The organism is Salipiger bermudensis, assembly GCF_019801965.1.
Taxonomy (GTDB): domain Bacteria; phylum Pseudomonadota; class Alphaproteobacteria; order Rhodobacterales; family Rhodobacteraceae; genus Salipiger; species Salipiger bermudensis_A.
The window spans coordinates 82,252-95,247 of sequence record NZ_JAHVIA010000008.1; the positions used below are offsets into that span (position 1 = coordinate 82,252).

A 12,996-nucleotide genomic window follows, 5' to 3' on the forward strand; every position below is an offset into this window, starting at 1 on the left:
TTGACGCTGCGCGCCGAAGTGGTAGAGGGAACGCCGACCGTATGGAGACGCTGACATGAACCTCTTCACCGATATTCGCGCGCTTGTCCTTCAGGCGATCGAGGCGCTGCAGGCCGAGGGCGCGCTGCCCGAGGGCCTCGCCACAGCCGCCGTGACGGTGGAGCCGCCGCGAGACCCGCTGCATGGCGACATGGCGACCAACGCCGCGATGGTGCTGGCCAAGCCTGCCAAGGCCAAGCCGCGCGACATCGCCGAGGCGCTGGCCGCGAAGATCGCCGCCGACCCGCGCGTCGACAGCGCCGAGGTGGCCGGGCCGGGCTTCCTCAACCTCCGGCTCGCGCCCTCTGTCTGGCAGCAGCTGCCGCAGGGCGTGCTCGCCGCCGGAACCGATTTCGGCCGCTCGCAGATGGGGCAGGGCGCCAAGGTCAATGTCGAGTATGTCTCGGCCAACCCGACCGGTCCGCTGCATGTCGGCCACACCCGTGGTGCCGTGTTCGGCGACGCGCTGGCCAGCCTGCTCGATTTCGCCGGTTACGCCGTGACCCGCGAGTATTACATCAACGATGGCGGTGCGCAGGTCGATGTGCTCGCGCGCTCGGTCTACCTGCGCTATCTCGAAGCCCAGGGCCACGAGGTCGAGTTTGCCGACGGCACCTACCCGGGCGACTACCTGATCCCGGTGGGCGAGAAGCTCAGGGAGCGGGTCGGCGACAAGTATGTCGGCCAGCCCGAGGAGGTCTGGCTCGAGAAGGTACGCGATTTCGCCACCGACGAGATGATGGCCCTGATCCGCGCCGACCTGAAGCTGCTCGGCGTCGAGATGGACATGTTCTACTCCGAAAAGTCGCTCTACGGTACCGGTCGGATCGAGGCGGCGATCGAGGCGCTCGATGCCAAGGGGCTGATCTATCGCGGCGTGCTGGAGCCGCCGAAGGGCAAGAAGCCCGAGGATTGGGAGCCGCGCGAGCAGACGCTGTTCAAATCGACCGAGCATGGCGACGATGTCGACCGGCCGATCAAGAAATCCGACGGCGCCTGGACCTATTTTGCGCCCGACATCGCCTATCACTACGACAAGATCAGCCGCGGCTACGACCAGCTCATCGACGTGTTCGGCGCCGATCACGGCGGCTACGTCAAGCGCATGAAGGCCGCCGTTTCGGCCTTGTCGGACGGCAAGACCCCGCTCGACATCAAGCTGATCCAGCTGGTCAAGCTGTTCAAGAACGGCGAGCCGTTCAAGATGTCGAAGCGCGCCGGCACCTTCGTCACCCTGCGCGACGTGGTCGAGGAGGTGGGCCCCGACGTCACCCGCTTCGTCATGCTGACCCGCAAGAACGACGCCTCGCTCGATTTCGACTTCGCCAAGGCGGTGGAGCAGTCGAAGGAGAACCCGGTGTTCTACGTGCAATACGCACACGCCCGGATCTGCTCGGTGATGCGCAAGGCGACCGAGGCGGGGATCGATGTCTCTGACGCGGCGCTGGCCTCGGCGGATGTCTCGGTGCTGGGCCACGAGGCCGAGCTCGGGCTGATGAAGAAGCTGGCCGAATGGCCGCGCCTGGTGGAGATCGCCGCGAAGGGCCACGAGCCGCACAAGGTCGCGATCTGGCTCAATGAATTGGCTTCCGACCTGCACGCGCTGTGGAACAAGGGCCACGACGAGCCGGAGCTGCGCTTCCTGCAAGACGATGCCGCCACGACCCAGAGCAAAATCGCTCTCGCCCGGGCGGTCGCGGTTGTCATTTCCGCCGGCCTTGGTATCTTGGGCGTGACCCCGGTGGAAGAAATGCGCTGAGCCAAGAATGCCGCGCCGCCCCGGGACAACGGGCAGAGCAGAACACCCGCAGACCGGCCCGACGAGATCAGGCGAGGCCGGCGCGGGGCAGCGAGGCAGAATGGCGGATTTCACCTATGACGCGCCCGCGGACGAGCCGGCGCCGACCGGGACCAGGATCGCGACGCTCACCAACTGGGCGGGCGCCGCGGTGTCGCTGGCGCTGATCGCCGGCGTCGGCGTCTGGGGCTACAAGCTGGTGATGCGGGACGTGACCGGCATCCCCGTGGTGCAGGCGATGGAGGGGCCGATGCGTATCGCGCCCGAGGATCCCGGCGGCACCATGGCGGATCACCAGGGGCTCGCGGTCAATGACGTGGCCGGCACCGGCCTCGCCGCGCCGGTGCCGGACCAGCTGCTTCTCGCGCCGCAACCGGCGGGGCTCAGCGAAGAGGACCTGCCGCTGGCCGCGCTTCCCAAGCCGACGCCGCGCGCAGCCGTACCCGCCGCGCCCGGCACGGCGCAGGATGATCCCGAAAGTCCGGCTGTTGCGGGCACCGAAGCCGCCACCGACAGCGCCGACATGATCCGCGCGCTGGCCGACCAGATCGCCGCCGACGCGGCGCCGCTGAGCGCGCTTGCCCCCGGGGAGAGCCCCGACGTTCAGACCACGCTGGTCGATCCCGCGGCCGAGGAGGAGGCGCAAGCCTCCGAGGAGGTCGCGGCGCTGACCGGACCGCCGGGCGCGCTGGTGCGCTCGCTGCGCCCGTCCAGCCGCCCCGCCGCGCTCGACACCTCCGGCCCCTCGCCGGAGGCGGCGGTGGCCGCGGCGATCGCGGCGCAGCAGGGCCCCAGCGAGATCGACCCGTCGACGCTCCCTGCCGGCACCCGCCTGGCCCAGCTCGGCGCCTATGACAGCCCCGAGACCGCGCGCAGCGAATGGCAGCGCTTCTCATCGCGCTTCGGCGAGTTCATGGACGGCAAGTCCCGCGTCATCGAGCGCGCCACCTCCGGCGGGCGGATCTTCTACCGCCTGCGCGCCCACGGCTTCGCCGATCTCTCCGACGCGCGCCGCTTCTGCGCCGCCTTCGTCGCCGAGAACGCCGATTGCATCCCGGTGACGACCCGGTGAGCGGCCAGAGCTTCGGAGCGGCGATCCTCGGCCCGGAGGGGCTGCGCCTGTCTGCGGAGGAGCGACGCTTCTTCGCCCGCACCGACCCGTTCGGCTTCATCCTCTTCGCGCGCAACCTCGAAAGCGCCGCGCAGATCCGCGCGCTGACCGCCGAGCTGCGCGAGGCGGTCGGCCGCGACGCGCCGATCTTCATCGACCAGGAGGGCGGCCGGGTGCAGCGCCTGCGCCCGCCGCTGGCCACCGAATGGCTGCCGCCGCTTGATGACGTGGCCCGCTTCGGCGACACCGCCGCCGAGGCCATGCGGCTGCGCTTCCTGATCACCGCGCTCGAGCTGCGTGGCCTCGGCATCGACGGCAATTGCGCGCCGATGCTCGACGTGGCGCGCGATGCCACGCATCCGTTCCTGCGCAACCGCTGCTATGGTGAGTCCCCGGAGCGTGTGGCCGAGATTGGCCGCGCGGTGGCCGACGGTCTTATGCAGGGCGGCGTGCTGCCGGTGATCAAGCACCTGCCGGGCCACGGGCTCGCCCAGCTCGACAGCCATCTCGACCTGCCGCGCATCTCCGCCCCGCGCGATGAGCTCGAGGCCGTCGATTTCGCCGCCTTCCGTCCGTTCCACGACCTGCCGCTCGGCATGACCGCGCATCTGGTCTTCGAGGGGCTCAACACCGCGCCCGCCACCGTCGATCCCGGGATGATCCGGCTGATCCGCGAGCAGATCGGATTCACCGGCTTCCTGATGACCGACGACATCTCGATGCAGGCGCTCTCGGGCACCGTGCCCGAGCGTGGCGCGGCCTCATTGGCTGCCGGCTGCGATTGCGTGCTGCATTGCAACGGCGACATGGCCGAGATGGCGCCCCTGATGGAGGTTGCTGGTCGCATGAGCCCCGCGGCGCAGACACGCGCCGAGGCGGCGCTCGAGGCCCGCAGCGCGCCCGCCGAGCTTGACATCGTGGCGCTCAAGGCCGAGCGTGAGGCGCTTCTGCCCGAGACCGCCTGATGTCAGACGAGGAATTTGACAGCACTGTCGAGACGCTGAGCGTCGCCGAGCGGCTGGCCGCCGAGGCGCTGATCGTCGATGTCGACGGGTTCGAGGGCCCGCTCGACCTGCTGCTGACCCTGTCGCGGACCCAGAAGGTCGACCTGCGCAAGATCTCGGTGCTGGAGCTGGCGCGGCAATATCTCGCCTTCGTCGAGCGCGCCAAGGCGCTGCGCATCGAGCTGGCCGCCGACTACCTCGTCATGGCTGCCTGGCTCGCCTTCCTGAAATCGCGCCTGCTGCTGCCGCCCGATCCGACCGAAGAGGGCCCTTCGGGCGAGGAGCTGGCGGCGCATCTGGCCTTCCAGCTCGAGCGGCTGCAGGCAATGCGCGATGCCGCCGCGCGGTTGATGGCCCGCGACCGGCTGGGGCGCGATTTCTTCGCCCGCGGCCTGCCCGAGGACATGGAGCGGGTGCGCCGGGTGCGCTACACCGCCACGCTGATGGACCTCATGCAGGGCTATGCCCGGATCCGCACTCGCGACGAGTTCCGCCCCTTCGTGATGGACCGCGAGAGCGTCTACACCATGGAGCAGGCGCTCGACCGGATGCGCGGGCTCTTGGGCTTCGCCGGGCAATGGACCGATATCTCCTCCTGGCTGCCCGACGGCTGGGAAGCCGACCCGGTGAAGTGGCGCTCCGCCACCGCCGCCACCTTCGCCGCCTCGCTCGAGTTGGTGAAGGAGGGCCATGCCGAGATCCGCCAATCCGAGACCTTCGCGCCGATCCAGCTGCGCAAACGGGAGACCCGCCATGACCGAGACTGACGGCACCGGCGCGCCGGGCGCGGCCGAGGAGGAGGGCGCCCGGGCGCCCGAAACGACCGAGGCGCCGGAGGAAGCCCCGGAGCAGGCTCCTGCCGACACCACCGACGCCCCCGCCAAGCCCCGCGACACGCTTTTCGAGGCGCCGCCCATTGCCGAGCAGGAGCGCATGGTCGAGGCCATTCTCTTCGCCTCCGCCGAGCCGGTGACGGTGCGCGAGCTCGAGGCGCGGATGCCGCATGGCTCCGACCCGGCCGAGGCGCTGGTCTACCTGCGCAAGCGCTACGAGGGCCGCGGCGTTCGTGTGGTGCGGGTGGGCGATGCCTGGGCGATCCGCACCGCGCCGGATCTCGGTTTCCTGATGCAGAAGGAAACGGTCGAGACCCGCAAGCTCAGCCGCGCCGCCATCGAGACGCTGGCGATCATCGCCTATCACCAGCCGGTGACCCGGGCCGAGATCGAGGAGATCCGCGGCGTCAGCGTGTCGCGCGGCACCGTCGACCAGCTGCTCGAGATGGAGTGGATCCGCTTCGGTCGCCGCAAGATGACCCCGGGCCGTCCGGTGACCTTCGTGGTAACGCAGGATTTCCTCGACGAGTTCGGCCTCGAGAGCGCCCGCGACCTGCCGGGCCTCAAGGAGCTGCGCTCCGCCGGCCTGCTCGACAACCGCCCGCCGCCGGGCACCGTCCCGCTGCCGGGCGACAGCGCCGGCGACGAGGGCGAGGACGAGGCGCCGGGTCAGAGCGAGCTGTTCGAGGACTGACGCCGCTTCCATCTGCGCCACACCCTACGAAAACACCCCCGCAGCAGGCTGCGGGGGTGCCTTTGCGTCCGGGTCACGGATGCTGTGCCCTTAGGCTCAGCGGATCACCTGCACGATGCGGCGGCTTTCGGGGTCCACCACCACGGGCATCCGGTTGACGTTGACATAGGCGTAGTTGCTCTCCGGAACGGTGTAGATCTCGACCTCCTGCGGGATGCCGGCGCCCTTCGCCACCTCTCCGGTGAGATAGACCGGCTCGACCGGGTTCTCGCGGATATAGGTCACGGTCTTCTCCTCGACCTCGGCGTTGGCGCCGAGACCAAGGCCGATCACCGCGCCGGTCGCGGCCGCCAGCGGTCCGCCGACCAGGAGCGCTCCTGCCGCCGCGCCCCAGGCGCCGCCGGCCGCGCCGCCCATGACGGCGTCGCTGTCATCCTCGTAGGTCACGGTCTCGACCTCGAGCGTGCGGGCGTTTTCGTAGATCACGACCGGCTCGTTCTCGACCGGGGTGGTCATGTAGGCCGCATAGGCCCAGCCGCTGGTGCCGTCGTAGCTGACCTCGCACCAGTCCGCCGCCTCAAGGCAGCCCTGCACGTCGAGCTCCGCATCTGCGGGCAGCACGGCGGCGACCTCGTATTGCGGACCGGGACCGGTGCGAAGGTTGAGCTCGGTGGTGGTCGAGGCGGTCATCGCCGCCATGGCGGGCGAGGCGAGGATGCCGAGGATGGCGGAACCGAAGACGGCGGGCTTGATGAGGCGCATGGAATGTCCTTTCTTTCCTTGAGCGCGGCGTGGCGCCGCGAACTTGTGGCGGGACAACGGACGCAATCAGGCATCCGTTCCCCCCGATCCCGGGAAGGCCTTCCTTATCAGCGGTTAAGCGCCGGTCCCCCATGCTCGTAGCGGCGGGAAACCCCGGCCTTTTCCGAGGCCGGGAACGCGCAGCGCCGGCGCGCGTTTCAAGGCCCGCATTTACGAAGGCTCAACGGTTTCGCCCTAGCCTCAGCGGGATCGATCCCTCGCGACAACCGCCACAAAGCCTCAGGGGAGCATTCAATCATGTCAGTCGTCCGGTCCGCCGCCTTTACCTTTCAACGCGGAAGCGCTCGGGCCGCCACGGCCCCCGTCAGCCACACCACCTTGCGCGGCGTCGTCTGGATTCGCTGGGCGGCGCTGAGCGTCGTGGCCTTCCTGTGCATCATGGCAATCGAGGGGCATGTCTACGCCATCCCCGGCCTCTACGCGCCCGTCGGCGCTGCGGTCTTCTCGATCCCGACGGTACTTGCCGCGCTGCTCGCTCTCGCCGCCACTTCGATGCAGGCGCCGCTGCGCACCGTGTCGCGGCTCGAGGCCGCACTCTGGGGCATGGTCATCGCGGTGTCCGTCGGGGCGCAGATCCTGCATGCGCAGGGGCTCAACTTCGGCGCCGGACAGATGGGGGAAAACACCTCGCTCTCCTTCATCCTGCTCGCGCTCGGCCAGCTCAGCTTCGGGCGGCTGCGCCAGGCGCCGCTCGGCCTGACCCTGCTGGCGATGGCGCTGCCCTTCATCGGGCTGTGCGGCTATCTCTTCGAACAGCCGCAGATGTTCGGCGCCATGTCGCTGCCCACCAGCGTCATGCTGCTGGGGCTCAGCACAGCCGGGCTGCTGCGCTTCGTGCGCCGGCCGCTGCTGCGTTCGACGATCGGGAATTCCCCGGTCGGACGCGCGGCGCGCCGCCTGCTGCTGCTCTGGTTCGGCTGGCTCGGCGCCTCGGCGGTGCTGATGAAGATCATCGAGCCGGCCTTCCAGTCGCTGACCATGTTCTTCGTGATGGTGCTGTCCTCGGTGGGCGTGTTCATGCTGGTGCTTTACCTCGCCATGCTGGCCGAGGCACGGCACAAGCGTTACGCGCATCGCAAGGATGCGCTTGCGCAGGCGTTGCTGCGCGATCCCGACAGCGGCCTCTACGGGCCCGAGATGGCGCGGCTCTTCATGGCGACCTTCGGAGGAGCGGCCCCGATGGGCATCGTTCTGGTGGGCTTCGAAGCCGCCGAGGGCGATCGGGATCGGATGAGCGACGATGCGCGCATCGCCGCCCTGCGTGAACTGGCCGCGAATCTCGGCGCGGTGCTCTGCGCCGAGGAGATCCTTACCCTGAGCGCCGATGACCGGCTGACGATCTTGATCCGCGGCATCGCCGGTGACGAGATCGAAGCCCGGGCCGGGCGCCTGCTGAATGCGGCGCGGGGGCTCGAGCGGAGTCTGCCGGGGGTGACGGTGTCGATGGGGGCCGCCTGTTCGCGCCGCGGTGACACGGCTTTCGGTCCGGCGCTGACCCGGGCGGAAGGCGCCTTGCGCGAGGCCGAGCGGGCAGGCTGCAACCGGGTGGTGCTGGCCCGCGCCGCCTGAGTCCTTTGGCCCACCGGGGGGCCTGCGTCTTCTAGCAAACGGAGGCGCCCGGGGCCCGGCCGCCGATGCCCGCGGCGGCGGCGCGCCGCGGCGGCTCAGGGCGATGGCGTTCAGCGCCGTCGCGCTCAGGCGCGGAAATGCTTCGACAGCTTGAGGCCCTGGCCCTGGTAATTCGAAGCGATGCCGGCGCCGTAAAGCTGCTCGGGCAGCTCATCCATGCGCTCATAGACCAGCCGGCCCACCACCTGCCCGTGCTCGAGCACGAAAGGGGCCTCGTGGCAGCGCACCTCCAGAACCCCACGCGAGCCGGTGCCGCCGGCCCCCGCATGGCCGAATCCGGGATCGAAGAAGCCGGCGTAATGCACCCGGAACTCGCCGACCATGGCGATATAGGGCGCCATCTCGGCGGCATAGGCGGGCGGGATATGCACCGCCTCGCGGCTCACGAGGATGTAGAACGCATCCGGATCGAGGATCAGCTGGCCACGGTCGGAATGCAGCGGATCCCAGAACTCGGCCGGGTCGTAATGGCCCAGCAGGTCCAGATCGATCACCCCGGTATGCGGCTTGGCGCGCCAGCCGACCAGCGTGTCGCCCTGCGGCTTGAGATCGACCGAGAAGCCCAGCCCTTCGCGGATCACCGCGGGGCCGCCGGTGACCAGCGTGTCGCTGGCATGCAGCGCGGTGAGTTCGGCATCGTCGAGCACCGACTGGCCGTTGCGGAAGCGAATCTGGTTCAGCCGCATGCCGGTACGGGCCAGCACCGAGAAGCTGCGCGGGCAGATCTCGGCGTAGAGCGGACCGGTATAGCCGGCGCTCACCCGGTCGAACTCGGTGCCGCCATCGGTGATCGTGCGGGTCAGCAGATCGAGCCGCCCGGTCGAGCTCTTGGCATTGGCGACCGCATTGACGCCCTCGGGCAGCGCCAGCTCCTCGAGCAGCGGCACAACGTAGACGCAGCCCTTCTCGAGCACGGCGCCGGCGGTCAGGTCGACCCGGTGCATCTCGAACTCAGACAGCCGCTCGGCGACGCTGCGGCCACCGCCCGCGAGGAAGGAGGCGCGCACCCGGATCGCCTCGGTGCCGAGCCGCAGATCGAGGCTGGCGGGCTGGATCTGCCCCTCGGCCATCGGCTGCGCGAGGCGGATCGCGCCCTCGGCGATCATGGTTTCGATCTGCTGGCTGGCGAGCACCCCGGTCATGCCTGTCCCCTTGTTGCGTCTGCTGTCCTTAGCAAGCGGCGGCGGGCGAGGGAACGACAAAAACCCGCCGTCCGAGGCTGGAAAGCCTTGGAACAGACGGGGTTTTGCATGCGGGGTATTTTGGTCGGGCTAGCAGGACTCGAACCTGCGACCTTCCGTCCCCCAGACGGACGCGCTACCAGGCTGCGCCATAGCCCGACTTGGTGTGCGGTTCATACCGTTTTTGACGGCAGGGGCAAGCCCTATCTGCACGAAAAATCGGCGGGCCGCAGGATCAGTGCCGCGCCGAGCGACCGGAGCGGCCGAGCCACTCGCGCAGCGCCGCAACCGGGGCCGAAAGCGCCTCTGCGCGGGTCCTGTCGAGCAGCTCGATCCGTGCGATATGGCGCAGCGGGCCGGGGGCCGGCGCCGGCAGAGCGGCGAGATCGGGCAACTCGGGACGCGGGGTGACCGCGGTGTCGCGGAAGGCCAGCGTATCGGCGCCGTAGACGTCGTCGGGCGCGGGCTCGGTGGCTTGCGGGTGCGGGTCCGAATCGTGCGAGGCTTCCTCAGCCTCAGCCTCAGCCTCAGCCTCAGCCTCAGCCTCAGCCTCAGCCTCAGCCTCAGCCTCAGCCTCAGCCTCAGCCTCAGCCTCAGCCTCAGCCTCAGCCTCAGCCTCAGCCTCGAGATGGGCGTCGTAGGGCTGCTCGGGCATCGGCTCCAGCGCCTCGTCAGCCGCAGGCGCAGCGTTCTCGGCGGGCAGGGCGGTCTCGTCTTGCTGACGCTCCTCGAGCGACTGGGTCAGGAATTGCGGCACCGGGCCATCCTGATCGGTGATCGCGGGAGGCTCCGACGGCGCCGCGAAGAGATCGGTCCGCGGCAGATCGGGCGGCAGCTCATCGGCGATTCCGGACGGGTCGGGATCGGTCGGCTCGGGCGTGCTCGGCGCTGCCGCCGGGGCCTCGGGCGCGTCTGTAGCGTCCATCGCGGCGCCTGACACGTCCCGCGCGGGGCCCGGCTCTTCCTCTGCGTTGCCCTCGGGCGAGCTGGCGGGCTTCTCCTTGGCGGAGGGCATCGGTGCGAAGGGCAGAACCGTACCGCTTTCCGGCTCGGCATCCACGAAGGGGGCGTCTTCGATCTCGGGCTGGGCTGCGTCCTCGTCCAGCACCAGCGGGGCCAGCGCGGCGACATGCTTGACGCCCTTCTCGCGCAGGACCTTCTGCACGCCCTTGATGGTCAGCCCGTCATCGTAAAGCAGGGTGCGGATGCCGGAGAGCAGCGAGATGTCTCCGGGGCGGTAATAGCGCCGCCCGCCGGCGCGCTTCACCGGCTTGACCTGCGAGAACTTGCTTTCCCAGAACCGCAGCACATGGGCGGGCGTGTCCAGCAGATCCGCGACCTCGCTGATGGTGCGGAACGCGTCGCGGGACTTGCTCATGTGGTCTTACCTCTTGTTGCCTTCGGCGACCTGCTCTTTCATCAGGTGCGAGGGCCGGAAGGTCAGCACGCGGCGCGGCTGGATCGGCACCTCTTCGCCGGTCTTGGGGTTGCGGCCGACGCGGGCCGCCTTGTCGCGCACCGAGAAGGTGCCGAAGGACGAGATCTTCACCTGTTCGCCGCGCACCAGCGCATCGGACATGTGTTGGAGAACCGCTTCGACCAGCTCGGCGCTTTCGTTGCGCGACAGGCCGACCTCGCGGAACACCGCTTCGCTCAGATCCATGCGCGTCAGGGTCTTTTCACTCATTCCCGTCCCTCCCGGTTTCGCCCAAGCATGGGGGCGGGAAATTTCCGAGTCAATATCAAGCACTTGAAAGCGGGGCTTCGGACGTGAAATCCGCGTGAATTCGTGCCTACCAGCGCAGCGCGACCGCGCCCCAGGCCAGCCCGCCGCCGATTGCCTCGGTGACGACCAGGTCACCGGGCGAGAACTTGCCCTCGGACTTGGCCACCGACAGCGCCAGCGGGATCGAGGCGGCGGAGGTGTTGCCGTGGTCCTGCACGGTCACCACGACCTTCTCCATCGGCAGGCCGAGCTTCTTGGCGGTGCCGGCGATGATGCGGATGTTGGCCTGGTGCGGCACCACCCAGTCGATATCGGAGGCGCCGAGCCCAGCCTTCTCGAGCGCCGCCTCGGCGGTGGCGGCAAGCTTGCTGACCGCGTGGCGGAAGACTTCCTTGCCCTCCATCCGCAGGTGGCCGATGGAGTTGGTGCTGACGCCGCCATCGACATAGAGCAGATCGCGGTAACGGCCGTCGGAATGCAGGTCGACGGCGAGGATCCCGCGATCCTGCGGCGTGCCGGCGGCCTCCTGGGCCTCGAGGATCAGCGCGCCGGCACCGTCGCCGAAGAGCACGCAGGTGGCGCGGTCCTGCCAGTCGAGGATGCGCGAGAAGGTCTCGGCGCCGATCACCATCACCCGGCGGGCGGTGCCCGAAGTGATGAGCGCGTTGGCGTTGGTCAGGGCGTAGACGAAGCCGGCACAAACCGCCTGCACGTCGAAGGCGAAGCCGGTCTGCATGCCGAGCTTGGCCTGCACCATGGTGGCGACGGAGGGAAAGGTGAGATCCGGGGTCGACGTGGCGACGATCAGCGCGTCGATATCCGACGGCTGAAGCCCTGCATCGGCCAGCGCGGCCTCGGCGGCGCGGCTGGCGAGATCAGAGGTGGCCTGACCCTCGGCGGCAAAGTGGCGGCGCTCGATCCCCGACCGGGTGCGGATCCATTCATCCGACGTGTCGAGGGTCTGTTCGAACTCGGCATTGGGGACGATGCGTTCGGGCAGGTAATGCCCGACCCCCGCTACCTGCGCGCGTATGGTCATGAATCCGTTCCGTCTTTTTCCTGCTCGGCGCCAGCCTTGGCGGCGCTGTCCTCGGCGCTGCTCGCCGCCGATGCGATGCGGGCGGCGAGTCGGTCGCCAAAGCCCGATTGCGCCAGATCGTAAGCCAGTTCGACGGCGGCTGCCACACCGGTTGCATCGGCGGCGCCGTGACTCTTCACGACGGTGCCGTTGAGGCCGAGGAACACACCGCCATTCTTGCGGCGCGGATCGATGCGAGCCTGGAGGCGCTTGAGCGAGGTCAGGGCGAGCAGGGCGGCGACGCGCGACAGCGGCGAATAGGCAAAGGCCTCGCGCAGGAACTGTCCGATCAGCGAGGCGGTGCCTTCGCCGGTCTTGAGCGCGATATTGCCGGTGAAGCCGTCGGTGACGATGACATCGCAGCGGTCGCCGGGGATGTCACCGCCTTCGGCAAATCCGACGAACTCGAAATTGTTGCCCTCGGCGGCCTCGGAGATCAGCTCATGCGCCTGCTTGAGCTCGGCGCGGCCCTTGTGCTCCTCGGTGCCCACGTTGAGCAGCCCGACGCGCGGACGCTCGAGCGCGAGCCCGTTGCGGGCGTAGGAGGCGCCCATCAGGGCGTATTTCAGCAGGTCCTGCGCATCGGCGCGGATGTCGGCGCCGACGTCGAGCATGACGTTGAACCCCTGCGGGTTCTTCGACGGCCAGAGCACGGCGATGGCAGGGCGGTTGACGCCGGGCAGCTTGCGCAGGCGCACCATCGCCAGCAGCATCAGTGCGCCGGTATTGCCACAGGACACCGCGACCGTCGCCTCGCCGTTGCGCACCGAATCGAGCGTGGACCACATCGAGGTGTCTTGCCCGTTCCGCATGACGTGGCTCGGCTTGTCCTCCATCGAGACGACACCCTGGGCGTCGCGGATCTCGACCCGCTTGCCCAGCTTGCGCTTCTCGACCAGCGGCGTGAGCTGGTCGGCAGGGCCGTGAAGGATGAACTTCGCCTGCTTGTTGCGCTGCGCAAAGGTGGCAAGGCCGGCAACGATGGTTGCCGGCCCGCGATCTCCGCCCATGGCGTCGATGGATAGGACGATCGGTCCGCGTGCCTGCGATTTATCCTGTTCGGAGGTCATGCGGCACGGGC

At 69.1% G+C, this 12,996-nt stretch carries 12 protein-coding genes and 1 tRNA gene; 6 read left to right on the plus strand and 7 right to left on the minus strand.

Going from position 1 to position 12,996, the window contains the following annotated elements:
• Positions 1–55: 55 nt before the first annotated feature.
• The 5 genes from argS (at position 56) to scpB (ending at position 5,479) form a co-directional block, all read left to right on the plus strand.
• Positions 56–1,798, plus strand: coding sequence for an arginine--tRNA ligase (gene argS, locus KUV62_RS17775; protein ID WP_222605079.1), 1,743 nt, complete (start codon positions 56–58; stop codon positions 1,796–1,798).
• A gap of 100 nt (positions 1,799–1,898) precedes the next feature.
• Positions 1,899–2,909: an SPOR domain-containing protein gene (locus tag KUV62_RS17780; RefSeq protein WP_222605080.1), complete on the plus strand. Its 1,011-nt coding sequence runs from the start codon at positions 1,899–1,901 to the stop codon at positions 2,907–2,909.
• Complete coding sequence (locus KUV62_RS17785; RefSeq protein WP_261395743.1) at positions 2,885–3,913, plus strand: glycoside hydrolase family 3 N-terminal domain-containing protein; 1,029 nt, start codon at positions 2,885–2,887, stop codon at positions 3,911–3,913. The genes KUV62_RS17780 and KUV62_RS17785 overlap by 25 nt, the downstream gene beginning before the upstream one ends.
• A complete protein-coding gene (locus KUV62_RS17790) occupies positions 3,913–4,719 on the plus strand; it encodes a segregation and condensation protein A (RefSeq protein ID WP_222605081.1) in 807 nt (268 codons plus the stop codon). The genes KUV62_RS17785 and KUV62_RS17790 overlap by 1 nt, the downstream gene beginning before the upstream one ends.
• Positions 4,720–4,885: 166 nt before the next feature.
• Positions 4,886–5,479, plus strand: coding sequence for an SMC-Scp complex subunit ScpB (gene scpB, locus KUV62_RS17795; protein WP_261395763.1), 594 nt, complete (start codon positions 4,886–4,888; stop codon positions 5,477–5,479).
• A 96-nt stretch (positions 5,480–5,575) separates the two neighbouring features.
• On the opposite strand, the gene KUV62_RS17800 is transcribed toward scpB, so the two are convergent.
• Positions 5,576–6,241: a DUF1236 domain-containing protein gene (locus tag KUV62_RS17800; protein WP_222605082.1), complete on the minus strand. Its 666-nt coding sequence runs from the start codon at positions 6,239–6,241 to the stop codon at positions 5,576–5,578.
• A 297-nt stretch (positions 6,242–6,538) separates the two neighbouring features.
• Between KUV62_RS17800 and KUV62_RS17805 the strand changes: the two genes are divergently transcribed.
• The gene (locus tag KUV62_RS17805; protein WP_222605083.1) at positions 6,539–7,870 is read left to right on the plus strand and encodes a GGDEF domain-containing protein; all 1,332 of its coding nucleotides are present in this window, start codon (positions 6,539–6,541) and stop codon (positions 7,868–7,870) included.
• Between the two features lie 125 nt (positions 7,871–7,995).
• Here KUV62_RS17805 and KUV62_RS17810 read toward each other — a convergent pair whose 3' ends face one another.
• From KUV62_RS17810 to plsX, 6 genes are all read right to left on the minus strand, one after another.
• Entirely contained in the window at positions 7,996–9,072 is a 1,077-nt protein-coding gene (locus KUV62_RS17810; RefSeq protein WP_222605084.1) for a 2'-deoxycytidine 5'-triphosphate deaminase, read from the minus strand.
• Positions 9,073–9,193: 121 nt separating this feature from the next.
• A tRNA-Pro gene (locus KUV62_RS17815) sits at positions 9,194–9,270 on the minus strand.
• Between the two features lie 76 nt (positions 9,271–9,346).
• Complete coding sequence (locus tag KUV62_RS17820) at positions 9,347–10,489, minus strand: MerR family transcriptional regulator (RefSeq protein WP_222605085.1); 1,143 nt, start codon at positions 10,487–10,489, stop codon at positions 9,347–9,349.
• A gap of 6 nt (positions 10,490–10,495) precedes the next feature.
• Positions 10,496–10,798 (minus strand): integration host factor subunit alpha, encoded by a 303-nt coding sequence (gene ihfA / locus KUV62_RS17825; RefSeq protein WP_222605086.1) that lies wholly within the window; start codon positions 10,796–10,798, stop codon positions 10,496–10,498.
• Positions 10,799–10,904: 106 nt separating this feature from the next.
• On the minus strand, positions 10,905–11,876 hold the full coding sequence (locus KUV62_RS17830) for a beta-ketoacyl-ACP synthase III (RefSeq protein ID WP_222605087.1): 972 nt from the start codon (positions 11,874–11,876) through the stop codon (positions 10,905–10,907).
• A complete protein-coding gene (gene plsX, locus KUV62_RS17835; protein WP_222605088.1) occupies positions 11,873–12,985 on the minus strand; it encodes a phosphate acyltransferase PlsX in 1,113 nt (370 codons plus the stop codon). Before plsX ends, KUV62_RS17830 begins: the two co-directional genes overlap by 4 nt.
• Positions 12,986–12,996: the final 11 nt, after the last annotated feature.

What these genes read in the sequence shown, in the direction of transcription:
- scpB (WP_261395763.1), top strand. Translation starts at nt 4,886, where the DNA reads ATGGTCGAGGCCATTCTCTTCGCCTCCGCCGAGCCGGTGACGGTGCGC.
- plsX (WP_222605088.1), bottom strand. Translation starts at nt 12,985, where the DNA reads ATGACCTCCGAACAGGATAAATCGCAGGCACGCGGACCGATCGTCCTA.
- KUV62_RS17810 (WP_222605084.1), bottom strand. Translation starts at nt 9,072, where the DNA reads ATGACCGGGGTGCTCGCCAGCCAGCAGATCGAAACCATGATCGCCGAG.
- KUV62_RS17805 (WP_222605083.1), top strand. Translation starts at nt 6,539, where the DNA reads ATGTCAGTCGTCCGGTCCGCCGCCTTTACCTTTCAACGCGGAAGCGCT.
- KUV62_RS17800 (WP_222605082.1), bottom strand. Translation starts at nt 6,241, where the DNA reads ATGCGCCTCATCAAGCCCGCCGTCTTCGGTTCCGCCATCCTCGGCATC.
- KUV62_RS17780 (WP_222605080.1), top strand. Translation starts at nt 1,899, where the DNA reads ATGGCGGATTTCACCTATGACGCGCCCGCGGACGAGCCGGCGCCGACC.
- argS (WP_222605079.1), top strand. Translation starts at nt 56, where the DNA reads ATGAACCTCTTCACCGATATTCGCGCGCTTGTCCTTCAGGCGATCGAG.
- KUV62_RS17830 (WP_222605087.1), bottom strand. Translation starts at nt 11,876, where the DNA reads ATGACCATACGCGCGCAGGTAGCGGGGGTCGGGCATTACCTGCCCGAA.
- KUV62_RS17820 (WP_222605085.1), bottom strand. Translation starts at nt 10,489, where the DNA reads ATGAGCAAGTCCCGCGACGCGTTCCGCACCATCAGCGAGGTCGCGGAT.
- ihfA (WP_222605086.1), bottom strand. Translation starts at nt 10,798, where the DNA reads ATGAGTGAAAAGACCCTGACGCGCATGGATCTGAGCGAAGCGGTGTTC.
- KUV62_RS17790 (WP_222605081.1), top strand. Translation starts at nt 3,913, where the DNA reads ATGTCAGACGAGGAATTTGACAGCACTGTCGAGACGCTGAGCGTCGCC.